The sequence below is a fragment of the Desulforamulus aeronauticus DSM 10349 genome (genome assembly GCF_900142375.1).
GTDB lineage: Bacteria > Bacillota > Desulfotomaculia > Desulfotomaculales > Desulfotomaculaceae > Desulfotomaculum > Desulfotomaculum aeronauticum.
Window position 1 is genome coordinate 23,041 of record NZ_FRAR01000006.1, and the last position, 14,746, is coordinate 37,786.

The 14,746-nt window shown below is 43.6% G+C and carries 17 protein-coding genes; 4 read left to right on the forward strand and 13 right to left on the reverse strand.

Going from position 1 to position 14,746, the window contains the following annotated elements:
• Positions 1-67: 67 nt before the first annotated feature.
• The 5 genes from sigF to BUA78_RS02455 form a co-directional block, all read right to left on the reverse strand.
• A complete protein-coding gene (gene sigF / locus BUA78_RS02435) occupies positions 68-853 on the reverse strand; it encodes an RNA polymerase sporulation sigma factor SigF (protein WP_072910707.1) in 786 nt (261 codons plus the stop codon).
• A 16-nt stretch (positions 854-869) separates the two neighbouring features.
• Positions 870-1,316 carry an anti-sigma F factor gene (gene spoIIAB, locus BUA78_RS02440; protein WP_072910708.1) on the reverse strand — a complete coding sequence of 149 codons (447 nt, stop codon included), beginning with the start codon at positions 1,314-1,316 and terminating at the stop codon, positions 870-872.
• A 13-nt stretch (positions 1,317-1,329) separates the two neighbouring features.
• Positions 1,330-1,671 (reverse strand): anti-sigma F factor antagonist, encoded by a 342-nt coding sequence (spoIIAA, locus tag BUA78_RS02445; protein ID WP_072910709.1) that lies wholly within the window; start codon positions 1,669-1,671, stop codon positions 1,330-1,332.
• 322 nt (positions 1,672-1,993) lie between these two features.
• Positions 1,994-2,653, reverse strand: a complete 660-nt coding sequence (locus BUA78_RS02450) for a hypothetical protein (RefSeq protein WP_072910710.1) — start codon at positions 2,651-2,653, stop codon at positions 1,994-1,996.
• A gap of 171 nt (positions 2,654-2,824) precedes the next feature.
• Positions 2,825-4,234 carry an aminotransferase-like domain-containing protein gene (locus tag BUA78_RS02455; protein ID WP_072910711.1) on the reverse strand — a complete coding sequence of 470 codons (1,410 nt, stop codon included), beginning with the start codon at positions 4,232-4,234 and terminating at the stop codon, positions 2,825-2,827.
• Between the two features lie 175 nt (positions 4,235-4,409).
• On the opposite strand from BUA78_RS02455, the gene BUA78_RS20070 reads away from it, so the two are divergent.
• On the forward strand, positions 4,410-4,547 hold the full coding sequence (locus BUA78_RS20070; protein WP_175548954.1) for a hypothetical protein: 138 nt from the start codon (positions 4,410-4,412) through the stop codon (positions 4,545-4,547).
• A 455-nt stretch (positions 4,548-5,002) separates the two neighbouring features.
• A complete protein-coding gene (locus BUA78_RS02460) occupies positions 5,003-5,941 on the forward strand; it encodes an SDR family oxidoreductase (RefSeq protein WP_072910712.1) in 939 nt (312 codons plus the stop codon).
• 365 nt (positions 5,942-6,306) lie between these two features.
• On the opposite strand, the gene BUA78_RS02465 is transcribed toward BUA78_RS02460, so the two are convergent.
• From BUA78_RS02465 to BUA78_RS02485, 5 genes are all read right to left on the reverse strand, one after another.
• Positions 6,307-7,515, reverse strand: a complete 1,209-nt coding sequence (locus BUA78_RS02465) for a D-alanyl-D-alanine carboxypeptidase family protein (protein WP_072910713.1) — start codon at positions 7,513-7,515, stop codon at positions 6,307-6,309.
• 164 nt (positions 7,516-7,679) lie between these two features.
• Positions 7,680-8,981 (reverse strand): pyrimidine-nucleoside phosphorylase, encoded by a 1,302-nt coding sequence (locus BUA78_RS02470; RefSeq protein WP_072910714.1) that lies wholly within the window; start codon positions 8,979-8,981, stop codon positions 7,680-7,682.
• 19 nt (positions 8,982-9,000) lie between these two features.
• The gene (locus tag BUA78_RS02475; RefSeq protein WP_072910715.1) at positions 9,001-10,176 is read right to left on the reverse strand and encodes a phosphopentomutase; all 1,176 of its coding nucleotides are present in this window, start codon (positions 10,174-10,176) and stop codon (positions 9,001-9,003) included.
• A 31-nt stretch (positions 10,177-10,207) separates the two neighbouring features.
• Complete coding sequence (gene xerD / locus BUA78_RS02480) at positions 10,208-11,098, reverse strand: site-specific tyrosine recombinase XerD (RefSeq protein WP_072910716.1); 891 nt, start codon at positions 11,096-11,098, stop codon at positions 10,208-10,210.
• Between the two features lie 169 nt (positions 11,099-11,267).
• A complete protein-coding gene (locus tag BUA78_RS02485) occupies positions 11,268-11,534 on the reverse strand; it encodes a hypothetical protein (RefSeq protein WP_072910717.1) in 267 nt (88 codons plus the stop codon).
• A 263-nt stretch (positions 11,535-11,797) separates the two neighbouring features.
• Here BUA78_RS02485 and BUA78_RS02490 point away from each other — a divergent pair, with 263 nt between their 5' ends.
• Together BUA78_RS02490 and BUA78_RS02495 are read left to right on the forward strand one after the other, a co-directional pair.
• Entirely contained in the window at positions 11,798-12,022 is a 225-nt protein-coding gene (locus tag BUA78_RS02490) for a hypothetical protein (protein WP_072910718.1), read from the forward strand.
• A 205-nt stretch (positions 12,023-12,227) separates the two neighbouring features.
• Entirely contained in the window at positions 12,228-12,683 is a 456-nt protein-coding gene (locus tag BUA78_RS02495) for a DUF441 domain-containing protein (protein WP_072910719.1), read from the forward strand.
• Positions 12,684-12,723: 40 nt separating this feature from the next.
• On the opposite strand, the gene BUA78_RS02500 is transcribed toward BUA78_RS02495, so the two are convergent.
• The 3 genes from BUA78_RS02500 to BUA78_RS02510 form a co-directional block, all read right to left on the reverse strand.
• Positions 12,724-13,014 (reverse strand): alpha/beta-type small acid-soluble spore protein, encoded by a 291-nt coding sequence (locus BUA78_RS02500; RefSeq protein ID WP_072910720.1) that lies wholly within the window; start codon positions 13,012-13,014, stop codon positions 12,724-12,726.
• A 130-nt stretch (positions 13,015-13,144) separates the two neighbouring features.
• A complete protein-coding gene (gene spoIIM, locus BUA78_RS02505) occupies positions 13,145-13,774 on the reverse strand; it encodes a stage II sporulation protein M (RefSeq protein WP_084082280.1) in 630 nt (209 codons plus the stop codon).
• A 199-nt stretch (positions 13,775-13,973) separates the two neighbouring features.
• Positions 13,974-14,648 carry a hypothetical protein gene (locus BUA78_RS02510; protein ID WP_072910721.1) on the reverse strand — a complete coding sequence of 225 codons (675 nt, stop codon included), beginning with the start codon at positions 14,646-14,648 and terminating at the stop codon, positions 13,974-13,976.
• Positions 14,649-14,746 lie beyond the last annotated feature (98 nt).

Consider the following 14,746-nt stretch of genomic DNA (forward strand, 5'->3'; position numbering starts at 1 on the left):
GTTCCTTATTGTATTTTTTAGTTACCTCTTTGCTTATGAAATAAACCCGTCTACCTGCTACTTATAGTTATAAACCACTGCTTTGGGTCATGGAATCCTTCAATTTTTTCAGTGCTTGACGCTCCAGCCGCGAAACCTGTACCTGGGAAAGCCCCAGGCGCAAGGCTACCTCCGACTGGGTTTTGTCCTCAAAGAATCTCCACAAGAGGATTTGCCGATCCCTCTCCGGGAGGCTAATGAGTAGTTGCTTAATGGCTAGTTTCTCCAACCAGGGAGAATCGCCATCACTTTCACTACTTAGTTGATCTAAGATATAAATGGGATCTCCGTCATCCTGATGCAGCGTTTCGTAGATAGAGGTCGGTGTTTGTGCAGCTTCCAAGGCATTGACCACTTCTTCTCGGCCAAAGCCAAGTTCCTCCGCTATTTCATTAATCGATGGATCTCTACCTAAACGGGCCGTCAGTCGATCCCTGGTTTGTTGTATCTTGTAAGCAGTCTCTTTCAGCGAACGGCTGACCTTAACCGGACTGTCATCTCTTAAGAAACGACGTATTTCTCCTACAATCATGGGCACGGCATAGGTAGAAAATTTCACGTCATAGGTCAAATCGAACTTATCAATAGCCTTCATTAACCCAATACAACCAATTTGAAAGAGGTCCTCTAGCTCATAACCCCGGTTATTAAATCTTTGTACCAGGTTAAAGACTAATTTTAAATTACAATTGACCAGCCGCTCTCTGGCATCGCCGTCACCGGACTGGGCCCTTTTAAGAAGATTTCTCATTTCTTTGTCGCCCAGCAAAGGAAAGCGTGGAAGATTCATTTCCAAAAGCCTGGTTGAACTCATGGACAACCCGCCTTTACTAATTTGCCCGCGCCTTAGCACCTCGTAAACCAATGCGTTTATACATGGTTACGGTGGTGCCTTTTCCCGGAGTTGAATCAACCTGTAGACGATCACTAAAGGACTGCATAAAGACAAAACCCAGTCCCATCCTCTCCGGGTCGGTGGAATAGGCCGGCTGCATAGCCATCTCTATATTTGTGATACCAATGCCGCTATCCTCTACCCGTATCTCCAGCCCCTCTTTATAAATCGTCGCTAAAACTCGTACTGTTTTATCCGCCTTGTTACGATAGCCGTGGATAATGGCATTGCCCACTGCCTCAGAAACTGCCACTTTAATTTCTTCCAACTCCGGTAAAGTGCAATCCAACTGGGAAGCAAAGGCTGCCACAGAAACCCTGGCAAAGGCCACGTTTTCCGGTACACTGGTAAATTCAAGCACACATTTATTTAAAATTACCAACCCGACCACTCCTTTAAACGATCTTTGTCAGTGCCCGGTTTTCGTCCGGGTATTCCTCCATAATTTGCAGCAAACCAGACAGCTCTAAAATTCTTTTGACTTGGGGTTGTGCCCCTACTAAAATTACCCTTCCCCCAGTATGATGCAGGCGTTTATAGCGACCCAAAATGACTCCTAAACCAGAGCTATCGATAAAAGTCACCCGAGATAAATTGAGTACCAAATATCGGATTCTTTTCTCTGCCAGCTGCTTATCCAAGGCAATACGCAGCTTATCAGCCACCCCTAGATCCATATCTCCGCCCAGGCGAACCACTAGAGTATCCTGCTGTTGATAGTCCATATCCAAATGCATGCTGCCTAGCCTCTCCTTCCACATTTGAAGTATTCCCTTATACATGTAGGAAAGTCTTATGCTTTCCGATATGCCAAAAATTTCTCTTTTTCCGAGCTAAATTCCTGCTAATTTTTTCCAAAATGAATGTCGAAAAAGAAGCTGTATCTTGCCGGCGAGGATATGCCGCAAGACATTCCCAAGGCGTGAGAGGTCCGAAACAGCACAAAAGCGGCAGCTCTCCCGATCATGGGGTGGCCACCGCTCCTTTTTGTTGCTGAGTTTCCCTATGTTTCATCTGTATCTTCGGTGTCTTCGGCTTAAGAACCACAATGTCAGGTCCTTATTTAGGTTCTAATCCAAACATGAGGTCTAATAAGTGTCTGCCCTTTTTCCCACCAAGGTTGATGCCGTTTATACAGCTTGTACAATAACAAATAACTTCATTGGCATTAATTTTAGCACCATGTTCTTTCATTAATGCCACCTGTTCTTCTTTCGTATGCGGAAGAAAAAGGTCTTCGGCGTTCTCGATAAAACGTTTTGGCGCAAAATCTCCATTTTGCTTAGGCAGTGGCTCATAGAGCGATACTCCACAAAAATTTGTTTTATCATAATTCTCATCTAATTCTTCAATATCAATATTCATTCTCCTTATGATTCTCCGAACTGCTTTTTGCTGGGAAGTATTATCATATACGCGCCAGCAATCTTGAATAGCCATTTTTTTATGACCATAATCAGGATATGAAAACTGTTTGTCGTTATCCAATAGCTCCCAAAGGGAAATTACTTTTTCAGCAGAAGAATCCTCTGTACAAAAGGCAGCACACGTATTACAGATATAAACCACCGTATCACGGTTCGTAAGCTTCTTGTGATCTGGCCGGCAGCACCCCCCAATTTGCATATCATAATTCTCCGAGAGGTAATTCTTTATATTTTTGCTGGCCTCAGGGGAATACGAGGTAAATTTGCAACTAGGTAAATAAATCATTGACATCTTAAGCACTCCTTCGTTATGCATTTAACTTCATACAATATTATCTATACTTTTATTTTGTGCTTAAAATTGTATGCAAGCAACAACAATATTGTATTGAATACATTTTTCAGGAGGTGAAGCGATACCAGGTTAATTTCATCTTCGCCAATGTTAGCAAGCAGGTGAAAGCTAAACAATGAGCATGGTATCCTTTTGGCTAAGCTCGAGGCAGCCCGCTTTAATGATTTGCAGCCCCTTACGTAATGTATTCTCATCTTGCGGTGAGGATGTGGCAATGCGGATAAAGTGATTGTTTTCCGTATCGCCCAGTGCAAAACGTTCTGAGCCATATACACAGACACCCTGGACCGCCATCATAGCCTCAAATGCTCTGCCAGTACAATTTCTCGGTATGGGAAACCACTGAAAAAATGATCGCGGATGAATGGTATGAGGAAACGCTCCCAAGATTTCCTGATAGTGCCGATTCCTAAAGACTGCACGCTCTCGCTTTTTTTGCAAAATTTCCCGATACACCCCGCTGCGGATCAGTTCCGCGGCGATTTCTATGTTGAGTGAAGGCGTTTTGAGATTTAGGTTAAAAAGTCCTCTCTCCAGCAGTACCTTAAATCTTTCAGGAAAAGCAAGGGCGGCCACCCGTAACCCGGCACTGATCGGTTTTGAAAAACCATTGATGTAAATTGTCCGGTCAGGAACCAGTGTTGCCAAGGGGGGAATCCTTTCTTCTGATAGAATGGCATAGCTGTCATCCTCCAGCACAATCAGATCCTGTTCCATGATTACCTTGGCTAATTCACTTCTTCGCTTAGCGTCCATGCATTGATTGGTTGGGTTGCTCCAAGAGGGCATGAGGTATATCCCCTTGATGCTGATCAGCCGGCATACCTTTTCAAGTTCCCCAGGATTTATACCCAAGTCGTCGCTTTTAATGGGAATTAGTTCGATATTCAGCATATTGGCAAGACCAATAAAATTAGCATAGGTGTAGGGATCGGCGGCAATTTTATCACCGGCACTGAAAAGTGAAGTCAGTACAATAGAAAGTGCGTTCTGGCCTCCTGCGGTAATCAAAATATGATCGGTATCTACTGAGCAGCCAAATTCCTCTAACCATTTCTTCATCATATTCTTCTGAAACGGACTTCCCAGAGGAAAGCTGTAATCGAAATATTCTTCGGCAGAAGGTTTTGCAAGTAATTCAGAAGCAACTTTACGAACAACGCAGTTGTCCTCGTCAAAAGGAAATACCATTCCCATTTCAATGGCCGTTTCATCTTGATGGCTGACAACGGTTGTTTGTACCCCAATATGGGGAGAAACGAAGGTTCCTTTACCCACAGTTGCATAAATAAGCCCCCTTTTTTGACACAGCTTGTAAGTCCGTGTAATGGTACTAAGGTTTATGTCTAAATAATCAGCAAGCTCCCTTTGAGGTGGAAGTTTAGAATTTTCCTGAAGTTTACCATTCTTAATATCGTGCTCCAATTGCTCCGCGAGAGACAAATAGTAAGGGTGCTTCAGTCTCTCTTTATCTGGTTTCCAGTTCATATGGTAATCTTCAAAGGAGTTAACTGGCATCGCTTCACCTTCTTAAAAATGTAATGTATTGAATACAATATTATCATCGATACATACAATTTCAACGTACTATACATATAAACAACTATTATAGGGAGATTTAAGGGCTGAAAAATAGCAACATCCTACATGCAGGATGCTGCCATTTTTCCATACTATGAGGGAGGTAATGTTAATGTTCTATGTTATCGGGATTATGCCTAAGAAGGAATACTTTGTAGAGCCGGGTTATCTGTTTGATCGTTGGGAGTGCATTGAAGCTGATAGTCAAAAGGAAGCTCTGGATAAATACTACGAGTTATATAGAACCTGACTCCGTCCTGAAGAAAAATCTCTGGTCAAGGTTCATCATGTGTCTGAGAAAAATGTTTATGTTCAAAGATGGATTAGAGAGAATTATGCAATAGCCTCTTTTTCTTTAACCCTGCCTTTATATCAATACAGTTAGATAACAGGATAATACTGTTCACATCGTGGGTTACAATAAAATGGTGGCCTAAGACCAATTTTTGGCATTTGGTAACTATAAGGGTTTGAATTATATAGTACCTGTACTTTTTCATGGGAACTGTTTACCAATAATAAGTCTACTCCAGGACAGGGTTGATAATTTTGCACAAAAAACGACCTCCTTTTTCACCTTATTCATTTTACTCGGCATATTTCCTAAAAGTGACACACTAGGCTAGAATTGTTTATTAATCAAAAATGCACTTTCTTCCCGGTATTTTACATAAAGTAATAATAAAATACCCGGAGGATATTTTTATGTCACAAGAAGCTGATCAATTTAAAATCAAGTCAGTGGGTCAGAATTACCCCATGTATCCTAATTACGGAAAAATCACCCGTTATCAAGATGTTCCCATCACTGTACCGGAACAACGCCAGCTACGCCAGCCTGGTGTGGAAAAATTGATGGTTCCTAGACCCATTATCGAAAACCCCAATTATAAAGGAAGCTGTAAATTAACAGGCAAGGTGGCACTGATCACGGGTGGAGATAGTGGGATTGGTGCAGCGGTGGCCATTGCCTTTGCAAAAGAAGGTGCAGATGTTGCTATTTCTTATTTAGATGAACATGAAGATGCCAACCGAACCAGGACAAGGATAGAGGAACTGGGTCAACGCTGTTTGGTGCTGCCTGGGGACTTAAGGAATAAGCAGCAATGTGTCCACATCGTGGAGAAAACGGTACAAACATTTGGACAACTCGACATTCTTTGTAATCACGTGGGGATACAGTTTCAGCAATTAAGCTTGCTGGATATTACTGATGAGCAGTTTGATGATACCTTCAAGGTGAACATCTACTCGCATTTCTATACAACGAGGGCAGCATTACCCCATTTAAAAGCCGGTAGTTCCATTATTAATACCACTTCGGTGGTGGCTTATGTTGGTTATCAACAATTAATTGATTACACCGCTACCAAGGCAGCTATCGTGGGTTTTACCCGGGCGCTGGCAAACAATTTAGTCAGTCAAGGTATCAGGGTTAACGCCGTTGCACCGGGAAGAGTATGGACACCACTCATTCCCGCAAGTTTCTCCGCAGACGAAGTAACCCAAGTGGCTAACCCCATGCAGCGACAGGCTCAGCCCTTTGAGCTGGCACCGGCCTATGTTTATCTTGCCTCGGATGATTCCCGCTTTGTTATTGGGCAAACCATTCATGTAAACGGGGGGGAATTTACCACCTCCTAAATGCTATGACATCGGTGTGAATATCTACAAGGCATGAAACCGGTGTTACAAAACCTCTTTTAGATTGAAAAGGGGCTGTTACACAAAAACTCTTTGGTTAATTGCAACAGCCCCTTCAATACATTTATGGAGGGATAATTTATGGAGTTAGCAAGTGTTAAAGAAGTTAAGGGTTTAACTCTTGCAGATGTTAAAGCTCTAGCAAGCTGGCAAGGTTAGTTTTCATTATCATAAACGAGATATTCAAAGAAAATCACAAGATATGATAGGGAGGGATGTAAATTAACAAACCGCCTAAAACTTGTCGTTTTAAGCGGTTTACTAAGGCTACGTTCTCACACAGCCCTTTGCGATGTTTGACTTACTTATTCCATACTATAAAGCCGATCCAACATATTGTTGAGTAGCTGCAACGGTGAGGCTTTTTTAACTTCGTTGGCTGCCAGCAAATCTACTTTTAGTACCTCCTGGCCATCCTTGGTCACAATATAATTACCAACAACCTGTCCCTTTTCAATGGGTGCATCCAGTTTGTCCGGCAGATTAATTTTGCCCTCAACGTTCTTTTCCTGCCCCTTCACCACCACTAAACCAACCGGGTCTTTAGTAACCACCTTAACCCTTTCTACTTGTCCTTTGCCCACCTCAAGTTCCTTAATCACCTGTCCGGCTTCTGCCATGTTAACCGCTTTGTATCTGGCAAAACCATAATTGAATAACTTAATGGTTTCTGTAAAATGGGTTCTGGGCATCGGACACCCCAGCACCACGGATACCAACCTTAAACCATCTCGTTTGGCCGAGGCAGCCAGACAATAACTGGCCTCATTGGTCCAACCAGTTTTCCCGGCATCTGCACCGGAGTACCATTTCAATAGCTTGTTGGTGTTCCAGAGCTTAAAGTCCCCGCCCCGCAGGTCATATTCATAAATGGCAGATGCTTCACGGAAAATGGGGTATCTCAGGCATTGTCGGAGCACTAAAGCCATATCATAGGCAGAAGTATGATGGTTTTCAGTAGGTAAACCGGTGGGATTGGAGAAATGAGTATTCTTTAATCCCATCTCCTCGGCCTTTTTATTCATCATATCCACAAAGGCCTCCTCGGAACCGGCAATGGCTTCCGCCATAGCCACACTGCAGTCATTGGCGGAACCAGTGGCGATGGAGATTAACATTTCCTTAACCGTCATTTCTTCACCAGGCTCCAGGAATATCTGAGAGCCCCCCATGCTGCAGGCATGTTCACTGGCCACTACTTTATCTGTCATTTTAATTTTACCCTGAGACTCTGCTTCACAGATCAACAGCATGGTCATTAATTTGGTAACACTGGCCATGGGCCGAGAGGTATGCATGTCCTTCTGGAATAAAATCTGCCCGGAACTATAATCCATTAGTACAGCCGTTACCGCAGTGGTCTCCAACTGTGTCGCTGTCGCAACATCTTCCTTCGCAGGCTTTTTAGCCGCGGGTGCCGCCCAAGCCGAAGATAGGCCTACGGTAAGTGCCAGTGTGATAGAAAGAATAAGACAGAGTAGAACCATCACCTTTACTTTTAACTGTGCTTTCATTTAATATCACCCTCCAGGATCTCTGTTCATATTGCTCCTATTATTGTTATCTTTTGGGGCTGTAATATGCTGCAAAGGTAGGAGGGATCTTTTTCCAAAAAAATACCCCGGAGTTATTCCGAGGTAGCTGTCAAAAAATATGGGTGTAGTCATTGTTTTAGCTTCTAGGCTATCACGCCCAAAATTAAATCCTTTGGCCCAAGTTTCTCCTGACTAAAGACATAGGCATTTCTAATCATTTGTATCGCTTGATCATAATCCTCTACATTAGTATGCAAAATACAAATGGTATCTCCGATTTTTATTTCATCACCAATTTTTTTGCTCAGAGTTATCCCCGCAGCATAATCTATGGCATCACCCTTTTTCTGTCTGCCGGCGCCAAGTAACATAGCAGAAATGCCAACACTCTCTGCATCGATACTTTCTACATAACCATTTTCCCAAGCTTTTACTTCGATATGATGGGCAGCCTGCGGCAGCTTTGCTGGGTTATCAATAACTGCTGGGTTGCCACCTTGTATGGTCACCAGCTGTTTCAGCTTTTCGACGGCTTTACCCGACTTAATAACCTTTTCTAGTTCTTGATAGGCACGATCAAAATCCGTATAGACCCCACCCAGTATTGTCATATAGGAGGCAATGGTTAAGGCCACCGTTGTTAAGTCCTCTGCTCCTTTGCCTTGCAGGACATCGATGGCTTCTTTAATTTCATTGGCATTACCGATTTCGTGCCCTAAGGGTTGACTCATATCGGTTACAATGGCAATGGTTTTGCGGTTTAGTGAATTACCAATTTCAACCATAGTCTCAGCTAGTTCCTTAGCTTCTTCAAGGGATTTCATAAAGGCCCCGGAACCAACCTTAACATCTAAAACAATAGCATCCGCCCCAGAAGCTATTTTCTTTGACATTACCGAACTGGCAATTAAGGGGATACTGTCCACGGTAGCGGTAACATCTCGTAAAGCATATAGTTTCTTATCTGCGGGAGCCAGGTTGGCGGATTGCCCGGCAATGGCCATTTTATAGGTATTAACATGGTTGATAAACTCTTCCCTGCCTAGTTCAATCCGAAAGCCTTCTATGGATTCCAACTTGTCGATGGTTCCCCCGGTATGACCCAGACCCCGCCCCGACATTTTTGCCACCGGAACCCCCACGGAAGCCACCAGAGGAAGGATGATCAAACTAACTTTATCTCCCACACCACCGGTTGAATGTTTGTCTACCTTAATTCCCTCAATGGCTGACAAATCAATCGTTTCACCGGAGTGTACCATCGCATTGGTAAAATCTGCAATTTCTTGCCTATTCATTCCTTTGTAGAAAACCGCCATCGTAAAGGCTGACATTTGATAATCGGGTATTTCATCTCGGGTATAGCCTTGAATAATGAATTCGATTTCTTCTTTGGTTAGGCTTTCTCCCTCTCTCTTTTTATGAATTAAGTCAACCATTCGCATAAAGAAAACCCTCTCTCCTTTATTTCAAAGCCTCACCGGCAAAGCTTGTGCCTACCGAAAAGGACAGACCAAAGAAGTCGGCCAAGGTAGCAGCAATATCACTAAAGGAAGTACGCGCGCCGAGATTTATCCCCGGTTTAATCGGCTGGCCATAAACCAACAGGGGAACATATTCCCTGCTATGATCGGTACTGGCCGTGGTAGGATCACAACCATGGTCAGCTGTGAGGATTAACACCTCATCCGGCTGCATGGCTGCTAAAATTTCCGGTAGCCTGCTGTCGAAATCCTCTAAAGCCCTGGCATAACCCACCGGGTCATTGCGATGACCATAAAGTGAATCATATTCCACTAGGTTGGCAAAGATTAAGCCCTGCCGGGTGTTTTTCATAAACTCGAGGATCTTGTCCACACCATCCATATTACTTTTGGTTTTAATGGTGTCCGAGATGCCAACCCCGGCAAAGATGTCAAACACCTTGCCCACTCCCATGGTGTTTACACCGGCCCGCTGCAGTTCGGTAAGTATATTGGGTTCCGGAGGTGGTACGGCATAGTCATGCCGGTTAGCAGTTCGTCTAAAGGAACCTGGTTGTCCCACAAAGGGACGGGCAATCACCCTCCCTACTTTATGTTCACCATCTAATAGGGTACGGGCAATCTCACAAATATGGTAAAGTTCTTCCAGAGGGATTACTTCTTCATGGGCAGCCACTTGAAAAACGCTATCCGCCGAAGTATAAACAATGGGCAAGCCAGTTTCCATATGTTGCGGCCCCAACTCTTCAATAATCTGCGTACCAGAGGCCACCACATTACCTAAACTCTTTCGCCCAATTCTTTTTTCAAACTCCGAGATTAGCTCTGGTGGAAATCCCTTGGGATACGTTCGAAAGGGCTTCTCTAAAATGATACCTGCCATCTCCCAGTGACCTGTGGTGGTGTCTTTACCCTGGGATTTTTCTGCCATTTTACCGTAAGCTCCCTGGGGTAATTCTACTGCTGCTACCCCGTCGATGGTATGTATGTTACCTAAACCCAGACGACCTAGGTTCGGTAACTTTAGGCCCTGCACTGCCTTCGCCACATTGGCCAATGTATTGGAGCCGGCATCCCCGTATGCAGCAGCGTCGGGCAATTCACCAATTCCTACACTATCTAGAATAATCAATGTTACTTTGTTTACTTTTCCCATCTGTCGTGATTCACCCCTGTAGTAATCATAATTAAGCCCTGGGATGGGCACTGTTATAAACTTCCCGTAGTCTGATCTTGGTTAGGTGAGTATAAATTTGTGTCGTGGATATATCCGCATGGCCCAACATCTCTTGTACAGACCTCAGATCTGCCCCATTTTCCAACAGGTGCGTGGCAAAGGAATGCCTTAGAGTGTGGGGGGTAATGGGCTTATCTATTTTACCTTCCCGGGCATACTTTTTAATAATTTTCCAAAAGCCCTGGCGGGTAAGTCTTTTGCCCTGTACATTGACAAACAGAGCCTGATGCTCTGCTTTACCCTTCGTTAGTTTGACCCTGGATCTGGCCAGGTATTCTCCGACAAACTGTACAGCCACCGAGCCCAGAGGGATGATACGTTCTTTGGCACCCTTGCCAAAACATCGGACATACCCCATCGCCAGTTCAACATCTTGGAGATTTAAAGAAACCAGTTCAGAAACCCTGATCCCTGTGGCATAAATAAGTTCCAACATGGCTTTGTCTCGCATGCCAGCAGGGTCAGCCAGTTGGGGCTGACTAAGCAACATTTCAACTTCTCCAGTACTCAGCACCTGCGGCAACCGTTGGGCCAGCTTAGGAGATTCCAGATTAAGGGTAATGTCTTCTACCACCATCCCATCGGACAATAAAAACCTATAAAAGTGCTTTAAGGCAGCCAAGTGCCGAGAAATGGTGGCAGGGGCCTTCCTGTCCTTTTGCAGGTTATAGAGATGTGATAATATATGATTTCTGTCGGCTTGTCCCAGGGAGGTTACCCCTTGTTTCTTTAGGTGATCCAAATATTGGTTGAGGTCGATACGATAGGAGGCTAAGGTATTTTGGGCCAGACCCCGTTCCACTGCCAGGTAATGGATAAATTCTTCCAACCAGCGTTCCATTTCCCTCCTCCTTATTAGAAAACGTAGCATCTGCCTTGCTTGCCTGCTTGTACCTTTAACCCCAAAGGTCACAAGCAGGCAAGTTGCTAAAACCTTTTTTATAGTGCTAAAAACAAAAGTAGTTCCAGTGTTTGGAACTACTTCAACAAGACCCATATAATCCCTTTTTTTATTTTTCTCCTTGTCTATATTTTAGTAATCTTTCTATTAATTTCTCCAATATACCGTGATTCATTTCATCCTCACAAATCTCGTTAGAAGGTGCCATTACTCTCATGGGATTGCCGCTGGGCAGTTTATCCTCGGTGGAGAAACCCAAGGAACGAACCAAGCCCACCAGTTGCACTAGAAGAATAACCAGTATCGTAAAGACCAGGGCAAACCGTAGACCCTTTAATAGTTTGTATTTTGTCTTGGTAATAAAAACCACCAGCACATTCTTCCCTCCCACCATAAGCTAAAATAGATCTCGAAGGTGTTCTTGGCTTATCCTTAGAAAAAGGGCATAACCTAAAAGGCCACAAGCAAGTAAGCTAGTTTGCCCTTAGGCATATTCGAAAGTTTAATACTTTCCGATATGCCAAAATATGCTAACTAAGAACTTTTTAGAACACAGACAACAAGAGACTAATGGACTTACACTTATTCAAGTCTACACCCATATACTGGGTAGTAAGCTTAGGAGGTGCAAAAAATAAGATGGAAACAAAAAATCTAGATCCCCATAGTCCGTATACGTTATTTCTTATTCTGGTTTTATTAGTTCTAGCGCAAAATAAAAATGTGGAAGAAGTACTAACTAAAATCAGAGCTTTTTTGTTAGAAACAAAACGTTCTATTGCGGGGGTCCGCGGCGGTCTCCAGGCTATGAATACCAGTATTGAAACCTTTCATGCTAATTTTGCAGAATTACACGACAAATAGTACCCTGCGGGAGTTACAATTGAAGCCCACCATTTAGGTTTATTGTTTTGTGACCCCTTGTCTGTATTTATTGATTTCAATCACAAATTTTTATTTCTTTACATTTTAAATCAAATACCACTGGCCAGGCATAGCTTATTAGCCCTAGGCCAGTGGTATTTTTTTCATCGGTTAGCATAGAAATTTACAATAGGAGGTATGAAACATGCAGAAAAGTAACCTTATCTTATTTTCATTACTTTTGCTTGGCTTTGCTGCAGAATCTACCTTATTGGCTACAGCTGCTTGTATCTTACTTTTTTTAAAGCTAAGTAAACTGGGCCGATTTTTGTACACACTGGAACGTCGAGGCTTGGAAGTAGGTCTAATTTTTTTAATGTTGTCGGTACTGGTTCCTTTAGCCCATGATAATGTGATTTATCTGGACATGCTGGAAAAAACCCTTTCACCCCAAGGTATCCTGGCAATAATTGGCGGTGCTTTAGCCACCCATATGAATGGTGAAGGATTAAAATTATTGAAATTGGATCCTCAGTTAATTTTTGGTATGGTTATTGGCTCTATCGTTGGTATTGTATTTTTAGGCGGTATACCCATCGGTCCTTTAATGGCTGCGGGTCTTACAGCTTTGTTTTTAGAAGTAATCTATTGGTTCAAATAAAAAGAGGCTCACGCCGTTTCGATCTGGCGGAGCCTCTTATTTATTCAGTTATTAAAACCCTGTTTTTATAATGCCAGGCCAAAACAGCTTCTGCAAAGGCAACCATTTTTTTAGTCATGCCTCCACCTACATTACCGTTTAATCGGCTGGGTAAATCTCCTTTATCCATATTGGCATAATCCGGTAATCCCAATTCAGCAGCCATTTCATTTCTAAATTCTACTAAAGCCGGTTTTACATAGGGAACCAATTCTCTAGGAACTAAACCAGAAAAAGCTGTCTCCTTAATTAAATTGTATGGCAAATCTACGCGGGTCAACTCTTTAGACATGCTGTTTTCCCTCCTTACAGATTTGCTTTTCAAATGCAAAACATTAGAATACCCGGTTGTTGCTATTAATATGCCCGAAAAAATCAGAAATTATGTAACCTTATTTTACCAAAATTGTTATCTATCAATTTTATTTTAAAAATGTTGCTGTGGCTTTAATTAACTCCGGTGTGACATAGGCCTCCACCAAACCCGCCGCTATACAGATACAGCAAACAATGACTATTAGCATATGATAGCCTATCAAACCAGGCAAAACGGGTAATCTGGAATTAAGAAATCTTTTAATCAATAACCAAGAAAAAGAAAGGGCAGCAACACTGGCCAGTAAAATAGCCGGTATTAGCAAAACATTTTGCGGCACTACAGAAGTAAAGGCCAGCATAATGCCTTCTCCGGCCTTTTCTTTCGTTAAAAAGCTTATCGTAAACCCTAGGGAAAAACCCCTGGCAAATAAAAGAGCCAGTACCACCGGCATACCAATAACGGTTAGCCCTAATAAATAAATGATCCCGATATAAATCAAATTATTGGTGACAGTATCTCTTACCATAGACGAGCGGTCTAGCATCAGTTTATCTGCTTGATACATAAACTGATCCAGGTTTAACACAAGCTGTTTGACTTGTTCACTGTCAAGCCCCCTAACTCCCCAACAACCAACCCCAATTCCTGCTGCAAAGGTTAAAAGGGCCAGTAAGTAAATGGGCCATCCCTCCCGTAGAGAGGATTTACAGATTCTTTTCAGTCCCCTGGCCACTGTCCCACCTCACTTTTGTCCCATACCAACTTAAATCCCTGTACATACTATGCGAAAAATCAAATGAAAATGATAAAAGCCCCTGAACCAAGATGATATACTCCCTTGGTTCAGAGGCTGAATGTAGAAATAAAGTCCCACGCGGGCAGCCTGGCAATTCCAGCGGCTCCCATGACTTTTCTAATTCACCTGCTTCATGTTAGTTTTTTAACGCCAGATAACCTTCCTCGATAATGGTTTTCATAATGTATTCCGCTGCTAATAGGTCTTCTAAAGAATTGGCACTGGCAGCCACTACACAGATGCCGGAATCATGCCTCCGGGCGGCTTCTATGGCCCTGCGTGCTGCGGCTTTGGCCGGCTCAGAACCCTTCTTTTTTAGGGTGCGTGCTACGGTGCCGGTAATTACCGCCGGTGCTCCTGCCGTGAAGGCTGCATCATAAGCCACACCACCCGTGGCGGTGACTGCTACCACCACTCTATCAGATAAATTACAAATTTTCGGCGTCTCTGCACCAAGGTTAGGAATAACAGCTGAGACCTCTGCCCCCCCCTGGCGAATTCCCCGCAGCAACCGGGAAGCATTAGCCATTCTTTCTTCGTCGGTTCCTACCCGAGGCTCCGTTACCAATACCACACTGGTATCTGCCGCCAAGGCCAATTGGGCTGCCCGCAGACCGATACCTTCCGGATGCAAAGATACCGGCGGAGTTGCTGTATCCGGGCTGGCACCTAGTACAGTGAGAGCTCCTGCATCAAGAGCAGCTTCTAGGGTTGTGGACATATCAATAACATCCACCACCATTACCACCAACCCCTCCCGGGCAGCCTGAACGGCACCGCTGGCATTGGACGTAAGGGTAACAAGTTTCATTAATGGCTACTCCTTTCCAACAAGTACATTAGTAAACCTTAGCTTGTGCCAAGTCTTTAAACGCCGGCGTACCCGATAGGGCACAAGTAAGCCTAGTT

Coding starts and splice junctions, on each gene's coding strand:
- BUA78_RS02470 (WP_072910714.1), bottom strand. CDS start 8,981: ATGCGAATGGTTGACTTAATTCATAAAAAGAGAGAGGGAGAAAGCCTA.
- BUA78_RS02510 (WP_072910721.1), bottom strand. CDS start 14,648: ATGAAACTTGTTACCCTTACGTCCAATGCCAGCGGTGCCGTTCAGGCT.
- BUA78_RS02455 (WP_072910711.1), bottom strand. CDS start 4,234: ATGCCAGTTAACTCCTTTGAAGATTACCATATGAACTGGAAACCAGAT.
- BUA78_RS02465 (WP_072910713.1), bottom strand. CDS start 7,515: ATGAAAGCACAGTTAAAAGTAAAGGTGATGGTTCTACTCTGTCTTATT.
- BUA78_RS02460 (WP_072910712.1), top strand. CDS start 5,003: ATGTCACAAGAAGCTGATCAATTTAAAATCAAGTCAGTGGGTCAGAAT.
- sigF (WP_072910707.1), bottom strand. CDS start 853: ATGAGTTCAACCAGGCTTTTGGAAATGAATCTTCCACGCTTTCCTTTG.
- xerD (WP_072910716.1), bottom strand. CDS start 11,098: ATGGAACGCTGGTTGGAAGAATTTATCCATTACCTGGCAGTGGAACGG.
- BUA78_RS02475 (WP_072910715.1), bottom strand. CDS start 10,176: ATGGGAAAAGTAAACAAAGTAACATTGATTATTCTAGATAGTGTAGGA.
- BUA78_RS02450 (WP_072910710.1), bottom strand. CDS start 2,653: ATGTCAATGATTTATTTACCTAGTTGCAAATTTACCTCGTATTCCCCT.
- BUA78_RS02490 (WP_072910718.1), top strand. CDS start 11,798: ATGGAAACAAAAAATCTAGATCCCCATAGTCCGTATACGTTATTTCTT.
- BUA78_RS02500 (WP_072910720.1), bottom strand. CDS start 13,014: ATGTCTAAAGAGTTGACCCGCGTAGATTTGCCATACAATTTAATTAAG.
- BUA78_RS20070 (WP_175548954.1), top strand. CDS start 4,410: ATGTTCTATGTTATCGGGATTATGCCTAAGAAGGAATACTTTGTAGAG.
- BUA78_RS02495 (WP_072910719.1), top strand. CDS start 12,228: ATGCAGAAAAGTAACCTTATCTTATTTTCATTACTTTTGCTTGGCTTT.
- spoIIAA (WP_072910709.1), bottom strand. CDS start 1,671: ATGCATTTGGATATGGACTATCAACAGCAGGATACTCTAGTGGTTCGC.